Consider the following 14,823-nt stretch of genomic DNA (forward strand, 5'->3'; position numbering starts at 1 on the left):
TGTTTGTCAAAATGCCTCATAAAGTTCTCTTACAGGGTTTTCATCCCTCCATGCCCAGGTCTGGGCATGGAGGGATGAAAAGCAGAGCAACCGAAGGGCGGTAGCAAAAAAGTCTCTTAACGTTTGTCCGAAATATTGACGGAAGACCAGATGTTCTAATATCACCTTTGGATTTTCTAATACCTCTCCGACTTTTTCTAATAACCGCTATTTTGTTCTAATAAAATCCCAAGCCAAGTACTTTTCTATCGCACCCGTTCGTCAAAAATAGGGTCGGCGCGCTTTTTTTCTAATATCCCTCCGACTTTTTCTAATAAACATCCCTATAGTTCTAATAATTCACTACAATGTTCTAATAAAAAACCAAAGCCGCATACTCCCTATCGCTCCCGCCGTCAAAAAATATTGATTTCACACTCTTTTTCGAATAAGCCTCTCACTAATTCTAATAAAAGCGATAACAACACAATCACCCCATGAATCCCACTCAAAAACAGCGCACAAAATGCTTTATTTCAATTAATCCCCCGCACCCCCTAAATGAATAAAAAAAGCAGCACCTCAAAATTCGAGATGCTACCCCATAGTTTTAAAATTATTTCTTCTTAATTGTAATTGTCCAAGAAGCTTCGCCTAACTGCTCGTAGTTTGTCACTTCATGACCGTCTTCTGCTGCCCAGCGTGGAATTGATTCCGTGCCTTGAGTACAGTCGAATTGCACTTCCAGCTCATCGCCTGTGTTTAACTCTTTAATTGCTTCTTTTGCTTCGATTAACGGAAACGGACAAACCATTCCTAAAACTTCTAATGTTTTTTTCATATTAATTATTCTCTCCTTAAGCACGCGCTACTGCACGTTTTTTTGATGGACGCACAAACACGAAGTACGATGCTGTCCATGTCCCCAAAATCATGAATACTAAAGCTACCCAACCTGACCAAGTCATCATAGATGTCATAACAAGACCGTTCCCGATTGAACAGCCACCTGCAAGACTTGCGCCGAATCCCATTAAAATACCGCCGCCAGAGCTTCGTACAACGGTTTTTGTATCGGGTGTACGTAAACGGAATTCACCGCTCATTTTAGCAGCAAAGTATGAACCGAATAAAATACCCATTACAAGGAATACACCCCAGTTAATGATGTCTAAATCCCCAGTTACTAAAAACTGCAGAATGTTCGCTGAAGGTGTTGTAATCCCTAAACCGAAAATACGTCCTGATGCGGCACTTAACGGCCATGCCAATGTCGCGATCAAACCGATTAAAATTGCTGTCACATACGGATTCCAGCGTTTTTCAAATAAAATATGTGCCAAGCCCGTTTTCTTTGGTTTCAAGCCTGGAATTTTCACACGTGGTTTGCGCAATTCACGGTAAACAATAAATGCTACCAATGCAACAAACGGAATGACTAAAAACCAGACATTAATGCCAAATGTATCGGCAATTGAATCTGTACCTACTACCGGTGTACGTGCTTCAACTGTAAATTGTGCTAATGGACCTGACTTCATAATAGCTGCCATTAACATGTAAAATGCTAAGGCGATCCAGCTTCCGATTAAGCCTTCACCCGCACGATACCAAGTACCTGTTGCACAGCCGCCAGCTAAAATAATCCCAATACCGAAAATAAACGCGCCGGCAATCGTTGCCCACAATGGGAACTGGCCTGCTGTATATTCAAACGCCCCTGCCTCAATCAGTAGGAATACACCTACCGCTTGAACTGCAATGGCTACTAGTAAAGCATAAAACATACGATTATCTTTTGCGATGTACATATCCCGGAAACCGCCTGTTAAACAGAAGCGTCCACGTTGCATCACAAAACCTAAAAGAGCACCACAAAGGATACCCGTAATTGCCATTTGCAACAAAATAATTCCTCCTATTTATAAAACCAAGTTTATCAATAGGGATATAATATAATATAATACTACTATAATACAAGTATTTTGATTGATATTAAGATAATCGTATAGTTTTAGTCGGTTTTCTTGTTTAAAGGACAAAAATGAACGATTTTTATTAAGGGATATTCAGCAACAATCACTTCTATTATAAAGTTCCTTTTCCTGAAATCATGAGTAATGGCTTCGTTAATCATTCATACTAGCCCGAACTTTTTCAGGAATCATTACAACTTTTGTTGTTAAATCAACCGAACCAAAACTTTCATCGATGCATTCATCCCAGTATTCCAGATGTTTTTTATCGATCCAATGTGCGGAATCTTCGACATCCAATCCACCGTTTCCTTGCACAGAATACCAGTATAAATATTCTTCACCATTCAAATGTTCATGAAAAATTGTTTCCACAAACATCTTTTCCCCCTCCAGTGTTACGAGTACATCTTCCATGTGATTGTTTAGAAAATCAAGCCATTCCATAACTTTGGGAGTTTTCCCTTCTTTAACACGATATCGTGTCAACTCCACCTTCATCTCGTGCCCCCCTATTTTTTCACCCAATACTCCGAACCATCGTCATTGCGCTCCATAAAGCCGTACTCAATCAGATGACGGCGCAGCGATACAAAATCCTCATGAACAGTCTTTAAAATTTCATTTACCTCTTTTTCATGGTAGTGTTTACCCTCTTCAAAACGTTTTAAAATATGTTGCAGGATAATAAGCTTTTTCTTTTCCTTACTTGGAATTGTTTCAATCCCGGCGTCCAATCCGTTTTTAAAATAGGTAGTCAGCACTTTTTCTCGTTCCTTCTGTTCAATACTGTAACGTTCGTCCACTTGTCTCGCTCCTTTATGAATCTGATAAGGTTCAGGGTTTTTCATTAACTGCATAAGGGCAATAAAAATTTTCGCCTGTTTTTCCTTTTCGCGAAGTTTAAACCGATGCTGGCGAACCGTTGATACACTTGAAATATTGCTATCATTTACAATTTCCTGATCTGTTTTACCTTCGAAAAAATGCTGCATCATTTCAATTTGAACATCTGACAACCCGCTTGCTTTTTTATCTAAAGCAAGCAAAGCGTGAAATGGTGAAATATGTGCGCGCTCAATATGCTTTTTAATCATGCCTTCCGCTGTTAGAAAACGTTCGTCATAAGGAAAAACTTCATCCAAATGATAGGATTCTCCACAAAACAAACATTGATATCGTTCCTGTTTCATTTCATATCCTTTTATAAGTGCTTCCGTTGAAATATTTTGAATTTCCAAAAATATCACCTCTATAACATTTATAATATACGTTATTATATTTGTAAACGTTTTTATTTTTTGTTTATTAAATATAACTAATTTACCTTTATCATTTTCTTCGCGGAAAAATCGGATTTATTGTATCCTTGAAGCAAATTGGCTTTACTTCAAGACAGGTTTTTCGGAGGTCAATGCACTCTGGAGTTATTTGTTCCAGGAATAAAGAGGGTTGAATTTCCAATCAATCTATGCCATACTACTAGTAATTTACTGGAAAGGAAGTTGAATGGCTGATGGATAAATAATTCTATTTTACACGTAAAATGTATACGCATTTTCACATAAAATAGGATTAGTCTGCCCATTTATACTTCCTTTAGCGAACTTAAAGGCTTATTTACGTATGAATACTAATCCTTCTGACTTTTTCAGAAGGATTTTTTATATATCGATATCTTTGTGAATGCGTATACTTTCAAATCAACATTTGGGGGTATGCATATATGCCGATAGAAATGAAAAACGTATCGTTCAGCTATGACTTGCTGGATGAACCATTATTTAACAACATTAACATAACGATCGATAATTCCTGGAAACTCGGACTAATAGGACGCAATGGTCGTGGAAAAACAACTTTATTGCGTTTACTGCAAAACAAATTGCCTTACAGCGGAACGGTTACGAGCGACGAAGAATTTCAATATTTTCCCCTTGCCATCCGTAATTCAAAAGTTAGTACGTATTACGCAATTGATGAAGTAATGCCTGTAGAGCTATGGAAGCTAGAGCGGGAATGTCGGCTTTTGTCGCTTGATCAATCGTTGTTATGGGCGCCCTTTGAGCAATTATCAGGCGGTGAACAAACGAAAGTAATGCTTGCGGCCGTCTTTTGTGGAGAAAACCGTTTTTTGTTGCTCGATGAACCGACGAATCACCTGGATACGAAAGGCCGATCCATTGTGGCAAACTATTTGAAAAAGAAAAAAGGCTTTATTGTCGTCAGTCATGACCGGCATTTTATCAATGAAGTAGTGACGCATATTTTAGCGATTGAAAAAAGCCGGCTTAGCCTATACAAAGGGAATTTCTCCATCTATGAACAGGAAAAAAAGCTACAGGATGAGTTTGAACTCGAGCAAAATCGCTCATTAAATGCTGAAATAAATCGCCTGCAAAAAACGGCGCGGGAAAAATCGAACTGGGCCGCGCAACGCGAAAAACCTTCTGGCAATGATCCATTTGGGAATGCTATTGCAAAGCGCATGAATAAACGGGCAAAGGCGATTGAAAAACGGACACAGGAGAAAATTGAAGATAAAACAAAACTGTTAAAAAATATCGAGACGGTAAGCGATTTGACGATTAACTGTCAATATAAGCATCGGAATCCTGTGCTTCGGATGAAAAACTTTACGTTAAGTTACAGTGACCAACCGCTGTTCCACCCTATTTCCTTTGAACTATTCCAAGGAGAACAAGTTGCTATTGTCGGACCGAACGGCAGCGGGAAAACATCACTTGTTCAATTTTTACAAGGGACATTTTCCGGTACTGCAAATGGTGAAATAATGATGCCGCAAGGGTTGAGCACAAGTATAATTCGCCAAAATTATGAGGATAACCGGGGGATATTAAAGGATTTTGCTTCGGAGCATGAAATCGATTACACCTTATTTTTGAACAATTTACGTATTTTCGGATTTAACCGTGATGTTTTTCAGGTGCCTATTGAAAAGATGAGTATGGGTCAGCAAAAGAAAGTCGAATTTTCAAGGTCGCTCGGACTCGAAGCAGAATTTTATATTTGGGACGAACCGCTCAACTATTTGGACGTCTTTAACCAGCAACAAATCGAGAAAATGATCGCTCACTTTAAACCAACTTTATTATTCGTGGAGCATGATGCAACATTCGTAAAAAATACAGCAGCGAAAGTTATTGAGCTCATCCCTTATCATTAAATTAAGAAAGGAACATTCCTTCATCTATTATGATGGAATGTTCCTTTTCGTACTATAAACAAAACAAATCATATTCCTTTGACAGATGCATCAAAAAATCGATGCCTGCCACACTATTGCCGACTTGATCAATTGCGGGTCCATAGATACCGATTCCAATTGGCCCTTGCAGCTGTTCTATTTCACCATTACGTACAACGGCAATAATTGCTCCGGATACACCGCTTTTGGCTGGTAATCCAATAAAAGCCGCAAATTTTCCGGACGCATTGTACATTCCGCATGTAATCATTAATGCTTTCGCAATATTAATGACTCCCTTATTGCAGATAGCTTCACTTTCTTTTCCATTCGTCGCAAAATAAAATGCTATTTTCGCTAAATCCGATACATCTACTGTAATCGAGCAAAGCTGTAAATACACTTGAAGCGCTTCTTCCACATCGGATTTCAAAAAACCATTCGCCTGTAATATATAGGCGATGGCGCGGTTATAATCAGCCGACTGATATTCCGAAAAATACACTTCATTATTAATATGCACTTTCTTTCCGATAATTTGTTCTAAAAAAGTCGTCACAGATTTCACTTTTTCGAACATTGTCTCACCTGGAAGTAACGAGGCAATTGTTATTGCTCCTGCATTAATCATCGGATTGAACGGCTTATTATTATGGCTCTCCAAGCGGACGATCGAATTAAATGAATCTCCTGTCGGCTCCACATCAACATAGTGCATAATCTCCTCTATCCCGTGATAATTAGCAGCAACCATAAAACTGATTACTTTCACGACACTTTGTAGCGTAAAAGTTTCTGTACAATTCCCTAATTCAATTTCCTGTTCTGCACTTAGTAAACTTACAGCAAACAAGTCACCATTTGCTGCAGCAAGCGCCGGTATATAAGATGCGACCTGACCATTGGCTGTCCTTTGCTTTGCCTGTTCATAAATCTTTTGTAATTTATTCATTGGACACTAGTTGCCGTAACTAGCTGCTCACCTCCCCATTTTCTATCATATACGCTATATTTATTATTTCCTTTTTTCCATTCGAATATATTGTATAATTTTAACATATACCGAAAACTATAAATTAGCAAAGATAGGTGATTGTGTGTTTCAACCATTGCAACGAGGAGATAAAATTGGTATTTTTTCATCTTCTGTCCCGGCAACTTCTACCGCAAAATTACGCTACGATCGCGGTAAAGAATTTTTACAGACAAAAGGATTTCAAATTATAGAGGGAAATCTAACAGGTAAACAAGATGGCTATCGGTCAGGTACGCCAAAAGAACGAGCTGAAGAATTCAATCAACTACTAAGAGATCCTTCGATTAAAATGATCATGTCCTCAATCGGTGGGACAAATTCAAATAGCCTGCTCCCCTATATCGATTACGAAGCGTTTAAAAATAATCCGAAAATTGTGATCGGATACTCTGATACTACTGCAATTCTATTGGCCCTTTTCGCAAAAACGAATATACCTACATATTATGGCCCTGCACTCATCCCGTCATTTGGCGAATTTGAGCCGCTTGTCCATGAAACTTACAATTATTTCAAACACTATTTTTGTCAACCAAGCGTTCCGTATACGATTCCAATGTCACCTGTCTGGTCAGATGAAATGATAAACTGGCTAACTTATGAGAAGCCAAAAACACTCTATTCAAATAAATGGATTAGCATTTATGAAGGTGTTGTCGAAGGACGGCTAATTGGCGGCAATAATAATACAATGTATGGCTTCATCGGGACACCTTATTTTCCTGTTATTAAAAACGGCGATATTTTATTGATTGAGGATTCTTTAAAGAGTGCGTCAACTGTAGAAAAGAATTTGGCCATGTTGAAACTGCACGGAATCTTCGACAAAGTTGGAGGTATAATCCTTGGAAAACATGAGCTCTTTGATGATGAAGGAACCGGTAAACAGCCGCTTGATCTGTTATTGGAACAGTTGGATGGAGAAATAATTCCTATACTTGCCGATGTTGACTGTGCCCATACCCATCCGATGTTTCCTTTAGCAATCAGTAAAAAAATACGTCTCGATACAATCACTCAAACGATTACCTGTATTGAACATTGGCTTTAGTAAATTAACGCAACCTATTTTGTCTATGAAACGTTTATTGTAAAAATAACCAATGGAAGTGGGAGAATTTCAATGAGCTATATAATGAATCTACGCAAAAAAATTGGCACTACACCTATTATTATGGTGGGTGCCTGCGTGATTATTTTAAATGAACAAAGGCAATTACTAATGCAGCTTCGTAAGGATAATGGATGCTGGGGACTTGCAGGTGGATCAATGGAATTAGGTGAAACATTGGAAGAAGTCGCTATACGAGAAATGTACGAGGAAACTGGACTTACAGCACATAGTCTACAACAGTTTGGTATATTCTCCGGCAAAGAATTATACTATCAATATCCACATGGAGATGAAGTATATATAGTTGCAACAACATATATTTGTGATGATTATTCCGGTACATTACGTTTTGATTCAGATGAAGCAATAGATTTGAAATTTTTTCCCTTCAGTGCTCTGCCTGAAAAAATCAGCCCTCCCGATCAAATAGTTATCCAAAAGTATTTGGAAACTATTAATTGAACTAAATGATTTAGCTTCCACATAAAAATCGCATTGTCCACGTGACAATGCGATGAATAATTTTCAAATATTTACTTTCTAATTCGCTACATTTTTTAATACATAGTTTCCAATTGCTACATAAACGATCACTGTTGCCCCAATAAAAGTATACAACATTTTAAACACCGCCCTATTTACTGATAATAATTATCATTTTCATTATATATGCTCTGGAATTGTCTGTCAATACAGTCTCTTTTAAATTTGTTCTATACATATACCGAAGCAACATGTTAATATGAATTAAAAGTCTAGGAAGGAGAAATAAATATTGAGTAATTCGACGCATATTCAAACCATTTTAAACGGGACAATAAATTCACTAAAAACTATATTACCTATGATTATAGATGTAAAATCTCCTTCCATCATAAATGAACCGTATGAACAACTTGAGATGGGTGTGCTTATAGGATTAGTTGGTGATATTAAAGGACGCATTATCATTGACGGTACACCGGAAAAATTTAGTTCACTCGGCTCTGCAATGTTCGGAATGCCTTTGGAAGGTGCTATGCTGGAATCTTTTACAGGGGAACTCGGCAATATGATTGCCGGTAATTTATGTACATACACGGTCCAACATGATTTGGAGCTTGATATTACGCCACCTACCGTGATGGTTGGACATACGAAATTATATGGTTTTAAGCAAGCATTTAAAATACCCGCAACAATAGAAGGTATTGGAGAGATCATTATCCTTTATACAATCGATGATGAAGAAGACGAGTAATTAGTATTACCTTTTGTTGACTATTTCAATAAAAGGTTTTTTTATTTGAAGAAATTTACGTATATTAGAACATCTCTACACTTTATCAGAACAATTCACTAGTTTATTTGAACTTGTCGACCCCATTTTAGAAAATATGATCTACTTTTTAGAAAATCAGCATTATATTAGACGATTTTTCATTATATTAGAACACCCTTACGTTTATTAGAAAAGCCTGCCTCCCAAGAAATTTCTAAACAAAAACCCGTTCGAATAAACGAACGGGTTAAGTAATACTATTGTGGCTCTACTGCCAAAATGTCCACAAAGTTTGGTTTCACTTTTACTTCTTCATTATTTAATAAAATATGAATGTCACCATGGTCATTCGATGTACGAATTAAACGGCCCATTCCTTGTTGAAGTCGAAGCTGCATGAATGGTAACTCCACTTCTTCAAAAGGATTTTGTGCAAATGAACGTTTTGCATCAAACAATGGATCATGCGGCGGGAATGGCAAGTCGAAAATAATAACGCGCGTTAACGCTTCTTCCGGTAAATCCAAGCCTTCCCATAAATGATAGGAACATAATGTCTTCACTTCACCGTTTTGGAACTCACGGACGATTGCCGAAAGCTCACGGTCGCCTTCAAATGCGATATTCAATCGCTCCATTAAACCTACATTTGATTTAAAGTGATTCATTGCCTGTTTTGATTTAAATAAAATTAACGTTTGTTTACCATCTTTTAAAAGCTGCTCTACTTTTGCCGTTTTTTCAGATTGAGAAAGTTCATGTAAATAAATTTTCATTGCTTCTTCGTAATCAAACGGTGATGGGACACTGAAGCTTTGGTATTGTTCGATGCCTAAGCTTGATGCGATATAGCTGAAATCCTTATTCACCGAAAGTGTAGCCGATGAGAACACGATTGGCATTTTTTTCGAGAATAATGTTTCGGAAAGGACATCGGTAATTAGGCGCGGCATAATGACGAGCGTCTCTTCGCCATCCGTGTCCTCCAGCCAATCAACAGCATCACCTTGTGCAACAAATATACGAATTGCCGCAACATAATGCTCTAAAAATTCTTCTGCCATATTCAGCTCATATTCAGGAATCATATAGAGTTCCGATTCAAAAACGAATTCTTCCAGCAATTGGTCGACATTTGCAATAACGCGTTCGCCCAACTGGATCAGTCGCTCTGATTTCACAATACGTTTACGTTCTTCTTCTGATTTAATGACATCTTCACGCAACTGGTCAAAAAACAGTTCATGGTGATCTTGTAAATGTTCCATCGCATATAAAGTACGCTCACGGACACCATCTACCATTAATCGTTCCAATAACTCGACAATCGTATAAGCCTGAACTTTATACGTTAATGCCTTTTGAGCTGCATATTCAAGTAAATGTCCTTCATCAAGCACCATCATTGAAACTTCCGGTAATAGCGGCAATTGTCCTTCACGCTCACGTGATTCCTTAGTCGCCAAATGTTCCATTAAGAAGTCCTGCGAGCAAATAATAAGGTCCGTCGATTTACGGTAATGGGCACGGTGCAATGTTTGACCGCATCGATTACGTAAATCACAAACCGCACATTGCATGATTGAATTGTAGTTTACTTTCTCCCAGTCTTCATCTGTCACTAACGGATAGTCCGAGCGCTCACCGTATGGCTGCACCGCAATCATACTGCCTTGTGCATACACACCATCCGGAATTGAAAACGCAATATCATCAATCCAATCTTCCGTTTCCGTTTTTTCAGCTTCTTCAAAACGCTTTAAACATAAATATTGGTCACGTGATTTTGCAAGACGGACATCGATATCAAGTCCTAATACATCACGAAGTTTATGAATATCGCCGCCCTCTTTTACGAGCTGGTCGATTAAAGTTTCATCAGCACAGGCAATTAATGCCGGTTTTCCTGTATAACGCGCATATGATACGGCCGGTAATAAGTAGGCAATTGTTTTTCCTGTTCCTACACCCGCTTCCGCAAATAATACATTCTTTTCTTTTAAAGCTTGCTCTATTTGGTAAGCCATGAATATTTGTTCGTCACGGCATTCAAATCCTCGTTCTGGTAGCTCATCATATAATACGTCACCGAGCCAATCACCTAACGAATCAAAGAAAGTTTTTTCTCTTGAAAGTTCAAAAGGTAAAGATTTTCTCAAATGGATGTTCCCCCTCAATATGAGGCGGAAGGAAACATTACAGTTTCTTCCGCAAATACTAACATTTTACAATTTTTATTAAAAAATTCCGTACTCATCATTATACAATGATTTACATAAAAAAGACTAATAATATGCAACAAAAAGAGCGTTCTCCGAAATGTCTTTTCGGACACGCTCTTCGTTATTAATTTTCGCGCTTAGATTTTTGACCCCAATACTGGTATAAATCTGTGCGGATGAATCCGTTGAATAATTTACGCTTTTTCGTCGCTTTTTTACCGTAATGTACTTCTAAGTCTTCCATTGATGACAGCATATACACTGACCACGTAGGGTAATTTTGCATAACTTGTCCAAACTGGCGCAGCATTTTCTCGATTTCTTCCACTTCACCGATACGCTCACCATATGGTGGGTTTGTAACAATAACCCCGTCTGTCAGCTTCGTTGTGAAATCTGTCGCCTGCATTTGCTTGAATGTCAATAAATCGCCAAAGCCTGCTTCAAGTGCATTTTCTTGCGCAATGGCAACCATTTTATGATCGATATCTGTACCGATTATCGTTAATTCCTGATCATAATTCGCTAAAGAATCCGCTTCATCACGCGCTTTATCCCAAATATCCTGCTTCATCCATGGCCATGATTCCGAAATAAATTCACGGTTATAACCCGGTGCAATATTTTGGCCAATCATTGCCGCTTCCAATGCAATCGTTCCCGAACCACAGAAAGGATCTACGAATGGACGGCTTGGTGACCATTTTGAGATTTTTACTAATGCTGCTGCAAGTGTTTCTTTTAATGGTGCTTCACCTTGAGTCGTGCGGTATCCGCGCTTATGCAAACCGACCCCGGATGTATCGATCGTTAATGTTGCCATATCTTTTAAAATCGAAATTTCGATTTTAAATGTCGGGCCGGACTCATCTAAAAATCCTAAACGTTTATATGCAAGCTTCATTCGTTCAACAATTGCTTTTTTTGTGATTGCCTGACAATCCGGTACACTGAACAATGTCGATTTTACCGATTTTCCTGATACCGGGAAATTTGCATCCACCGGTAAGTATTTTTCCCATTGAACCGCTTTTACGCCTTCAAATAACTGGTCAAAAGTTTTAGCAGGGAATTGGGCAACGACGATTTTCACACGGTCTGCTACACGTAGCCATAGATTCGTGCGTGCAATCGCCATCTCATCCCCTTCAAAATATACTTTCCCGTTATCGACACGTGTTTCATATCCTAGTTCACGTACTTCTTCTGCTACGATTGCCTCTAGGCCCATCGCTGCTGTTGCAACTAAATTTAATTTTGTCATGCGTTTAAATCCTTCCTTGATACTCAACTTCCCAAAAATGGATAAAGTCAATTAATTCTTCCATAGGCAAAGGTTTACTGTAGTAATACCCTTGAATATAATCACAGCCCATCGATTTAAGCAGTTCGACTTGCTGACTTGTTTCCACACCTTCTGCCACTACTTTCATTTTCAGGCGATGCGCCATTTGAATAATCGCATCGACAATTGCCTGCTTATCATCAAGCGAGCAAATATGCTGAATGAAGCTGCGGTCAATTTTCAGCACATCGAGCGGGAACCGTACCAAGTAACTTAACGAAGAATACCCCGTCCCGAAGTCGTCGATTGAAAGCTTAAAACCTAACTGCCTTAGCTTTACTAATTTACTCACGGTCTCCTGCGCACTGTTCATCACTGTCCGCTCTGTCACTTCGATTTCAAAACTTTGGGCCGAAGTATTATTACGCTCTAAAATTGTCTGAACCGAATCCAAAAAGCTTTGTTGCTGAAAGTGGATGCTGGAAACATTTACCGCGATCGGAACATTCGGATAACCAGCAGAAACAAGCTGATGATAGCCTTCACATGCAAGCTCAAAAATAAGCTCGCTCAATGGGATAATTAAACCCGACTCTTCGGCATGTTCGATAAATTCAGCAGGAGATACAAAGCCAAGTTTCTCACTGTTCCAACGTACCAATGCTTCAATCCCGACAATTTCGTTTTTTTCTGTACTAATTTTCGGCTGGTAGGCAAGCGTAAATTCTCTGTTTTCAATCGCTTTACGTAACTCACTATCAAGTGTCAGCACTCGATTCGAATCCGTTTCCAACTCGTCAAAGTAAAACGAATAGCAATTACGCCCATTATCTTTTGAAAATGACATAGCACGATCTGCACGATTTAACAGCTGTTCTGTTGTCGTACCGTCTGCCGGATAAATACTGATTCCCATACTTGTCGATATATAGACATCCTGATCATGAACTTTAATCGGCGCTTCAAAAACTCTGAGTACCTGTTCCGCAAATTTTGCAGCTTCTCGTGGATGCTGGATATTTGCTAATGTAATGACAAATTCATCTCCGCCAAAGCGCGCTAAAATATCCTTGTTTTTCACTAAAGCCTTTACACGTTTGGATACCTCTATCAATAACTGATCACCAATGGCATGTCCGAGCATGTCATTTACTTGCTTAAAACGGTCTAAATCCATAAAAAGAATGGCATGCTGTATCGGCATCATCTTGTTTTCTGTCACTTCCAGCAATGCTTTCATACGTTCAATATAGGCAAAACGGTTGCAGACTTCAGTTAATGAATCATGAAGAGACCTTTTTTCAAGTTCGTCTTCTACGATTTTACGTTCCGACAAATCAGTAAAAATGCCGCAGTAATTTGTGATTTTCCCTGCCTCATCTTTAATCGATAGTATTGTCAGCCACTCCGGGTATAATTCACCCGTTTTGCGTCTATTCCAAATTTCGCCTTGCCATATACCTGTCTTGCCAATTTGTTTCCACATATCAATATAAAAAGCTCTGTCATGAACACCTGACTGCAAAATAGATGGTTTTTCCCCTTGTACCTCTTCTAATTTAAAGCCTGTTACAAATTCAAAAGCAACATTAATCGATAAAATTCTTCTATACCGATCGGTAATCATTATACCTTCCGCAATATTTTCAAAAACTCTTTCGATTAATTCTTTTGGGAACTGAGACAGTGCCAGTTCTTGCATGATGGATCTATTAGACTTCAATTCGCTCAAGAAATATCACCCTTAAATAAAAAACAATTTTATATATATATTCACTCCGGCAGAAATAAGTGTTGTTTTATAGATTTTGATCCGTAATCGCCCGTTATGAGCCTTCATTTTTAAAATTATAATAATTTTTTCTACTAAGAAAGGCTCTCCACAAAAGAATGGAGAGCCCTTTTATATGTTCAGAAAAAAGCATCAATAATCAATAAGCCATGTTTTGTTCCTAAGTACTCAAACAGCTTGCGCCTCGTACGATTAGGTAGTAATCATCTATCTACGGCCATGCTGACCGTCCCTCCATCCGTTCAATTCCTTCAGGAGAGTGCCCCTACCATAATTTGGGTTTCTCACTCATGGGGTTTACCTCGTTCCACCTTATAGCTTTCACTATAAGCTCCGTCACTGTGGCACTTTCAGGAAGTTTTGTCCATATCTAAAAGACTTAGGAGTTCCTTCCGCCGTCAAGAGAAATTCTCTTGCCTTACCTTATTTTTTCAGTAAGCACGAACACTACGGGCATCGCAGCACCGTGTGAGCATGGACTTTCCTCTACGATATAGAAATCGCAGCGATTACTCGAATATTGATGTATGAATAAAGTATACTGCAATAATAGAAAAAAAACAATATTCCCATGAATAGTTTAACTATTCGTAAAGCTTACTCCCGAAAACATGCTTCTCCAAGTTTGAAAGTCGCTTTAAAATATCGAAGTTTGTACTATTTGCTGTTGGAGCAGGAGCTACCGCCGATTTGCGGCTTGAGTTTGCCAGCTCTTGCTTTAAGCGCTCGTTCTCCTCTTCTAAAGAAGCAATTTTTGCAGTAAATGTGTCATAATCTTCACGAATTACATCCAAAAATTGATCCACTTCGTCAATGTTATAACCTTTCATACTCTTTTTGAATTCTTTTTCCAATATATGGTCAGCTGTTAATTTAATATCCATTATTCCTCGTCCTTCCATCACGCTACTTCTTTGATTTATTATAGCATAGGTCTGACAAATGGGACG

Annotated in this window: 13 protein-coding genes and 1 other RNA gene; 4 read left to right on the forward strand and 10 right to left on the reverse strand. The window is 38.5% G+C overall.

What is annotated here, in order from left to right:
- Positions 1-595 precede the first annotated feature (595 nt).
- The 4 genes from CBM15_RS15195 to CBM15_RS15210 all read right to left on the reverse strand — a co-directional run bounded on the left by CBM15_RS15195 (position 596) and on the right by CBM15_RS15210 (position 3,196).
- Positions 596-820: a sulfurtransferase TusA family protein gene (locus CBM15_RS15195; protein WP_008404823.1), complete on the reverse strand. Its 225-nt coding sequence runs from the start codon at positions 818-820 to the stop codon at positions 596-598.
- Between the two features lie 16 nt (positions 821-836).
- Positions 837-1,886: a YeeE/YedE family protein gene (locus CBM15_RS15200; RefSeq protein ID WP_087618162.1), complete on the reverse strand. Its 1,050-nt coding sequence runs from the start codon at positions 1,884-1,886 to the stop codon at positions 837-839.
- A gap of 222 nt (positions 1,887-2,108) precedes the next feature.
- Positions 2,109-2,456 carry a DUF6176 family protein gene (locus CBM15_RS15205; RefSeq protein WP_087618163.1) on the reverse strand — a complete coding sequence of 116 codons (348 nt, stop codon included), beginning with the start codon at positions 2,454-2,456 and terminating at the stop codon, positions 2,109-2,111.
- 11 nt (positions 2,457-2,467) lie between these two features.
- Entirely contained in the window at positions 2,468-3,196 is a 729-nt protein-coding gene (locus CBM15_RS15210; RefSeq protein ID WP_087618164.1) for a DUF2087 domain-containing protein, read from the reverse strand.
- 485 nt (positions 3,197-3,681) lie between these two features.
- Here CBM15_RS15210 and abc-f point away from each other — a divergent pair, with 485 nt between their 5' ends.
- Entirely contained in the window at positions 3,682-5,142 is a 1,461-nt protein-coding gene (gene abc-f / locus CBM15_RS15215; RefSeq protein WP_087618165.1) for a ribosomal protection-like ABC-F family protein, read from the forward strand.
- Between the two features lie 52 nt (positions 5,143-5,194).
- On the opposite strand, the gene glsA is transcribed toward abc-f, so the two are convergent.
- Complete coding sequence (gene glsA / locus CBM15_RS15220) at positions 5,195-6,115, reverse strand: glutaminase A (RefSeq protein WP_087618166.1); 921 nt, start codon at positions 6,113-6,115, stop codon at positions 5,195-5,197.
- Between the two features lie 145 nt (positions 6,116-6,260).
- Between glsA and CBM15_RS15225 the strand changes: the two genes are divergently transcribed.
- The 3 genes from CBM15_RS15225 to CBM15_RS15235 all read left to right on the forward strand — a co-directional run bounded on the left by CBM15_RS15225 (position 6,261) and on the right by CBM15_RS15235 (position 8,553).
- Positions 6,261-7,250: a S66 family peptidase gene (locus tag CBM15_RS15225; protein WP_087618167.1), complete on the forward strand. Its 990-nt coding sequence runs from the start codon at positions 6,261-6,263 to the stop codon at positions 7,248-7,250.
- Between the two features lie 72 nt (positions 7,251-7,322).
- Complete coding sequence (locus tag CBM15_RS15230) at positions 7,323-7,775, forward strand: NUDIX hydrolase (RefSeq protein ID WP_008404837.1); 453 nt, start codon at positions 7,323-7,325, stop codon at positions 7,773-7,775.
- A gap of 313 nt (positions 7,776-8,088) precedes the next feature.
- On the forward strand, positions 8,089-8,553 hold the full coding sequence (locus CBM15_RS15235; protein ID WP_087618168.1) for a chemotaxis protein CheX: 465 nt from the start codon (positions 8,089-8,091) through the stop codon (positions 8,551-8,553).
- 278 nt (positions 8,554-8,831) lie between these two features.
- Here the strand turns inward: CBM15_RS15235 and CBM15_RS15240 are convergent, their stop codons facing one another.
- The 5 genes from CBM15_RS15240 to gpsB all read right to left on the reverse strand — a co-directional run bounded on the left by CBM15_RS15240 (position 8,832) and on the right by gpsB (position 14,757).
- Positions 8,832-10,733 (reverse strand): ATP-dependent DNA helicase, encoded by a 1,902-nt coding sequence (locus CBM15_RS15240; RefSeq protein WP_087618169.1) that lies wholly within the window; start codon positions 10,731-10,733, stop codon positions 8,832-8,834.
- A gap of 187 nt (positions 10,734-10,920) precedes the next feature.
- Entirely contained in the window at positions 10,921-12,060 is a 1,140-nt protein-coding gene (locus tag CBM15_RS15245) for a THUMP domain-containing class I SAM-dependent RNA methyltransferase (RefSeq protein ID WP_087618170.1), read from the reverse strand.
- Positions 12,061-12,064: 4 nt separating this feature from the next.
- Entirely contained in the window at positions 12,065-13,813 is a 1,749-nt protein-coding gene (locus tag CBM15_RS15250; protein WP_087618171.1) for a putative bifunctional diguanylate cyclase/phosphodiesterase, read from the reverse strand.
- 198 nt (positions 13,814-14,011) lie between these two features.
- An RNA gene (gene rnpB, locus CBM15_RS15255) (RNase P RNA component class B) lies at positions 14,012-14,394 on the reverse strand.
- Between the two features lie 63 nt (positions 14,395-14,457).
- Positions 14,458-14,757: a cell division regulator GpsB gene (gpsB, locus tag CBM15_RS15260; RefSeq protein ID WP_008404845.1), complete on the reverse strand. Its 300-nt coding sequence runs from the start codon at positions 14,755-14,757 to the stop codon at positions 14,458-14,460.
- Positions 14,758-14,823: the final 66 nt, after the last annotated feature.

The sequence above is a fragment of the Solibacillus kalamii genome, from assembly GCF_002174535.1.
GTDB lineage: Bacteria > Bacillota > Bacilli > Bacillales_A > Planococcaceae > Solibacillus > Solibacillus silvestris.

Excerpts from the sequence above, each read along its gene's own strand:
- gpsB (WP_008404845.1), bottom strand. The coding sequence starts at position 14,757 with ATGGATATTAAATTAACAGCTGACCATATATTGGAAAAAGAATTCAAA.
- CBM15_RS15245 (WP_087618170.1), bottom strand. The coding sequence starts at position 12,060 with ATGACAAAATTAAATTTAGTTGCAACAGCAGCGATGGGCCTAGAGGCA.
- glsA (WP_087618166.1), bottom strand. The coding sequence starts at position 6,115 with ATGAATAAATTACAAAAGATTTATGAACAGGCAAAGCAAAGGACAGCC.
- abc-f (WP_087618165.1), top strand. The coding sequence starts at position 3,682 with ATGCCGATAGAAATGAAAAACGTATCGTTCAGCTATGACTTGCTGGAT.
- CBM15_RS15205 (WP_087618163.1), bottom strand. The coding sequence starts at position 2,456 with ATGAAGGTGGAGTTGACACGATATCGTGTTAAAGAAGGGAAAACTCCC.
- CBM15_RS15230 (WP_008404837.1), top strand. The coding sequence starts at position 7,323 with ATGAGCTATATAATGAATCTACGCAAAAAAATTGGCACTACACCTATT.
- CBM15_RS15195 (WP_008404823.1), bottom strand. The coding sequence starts at position 820 with ATGAAAAAAACATTAGAAGTTTTAGGAATGGTTTGTCCGTTTCCGTTA.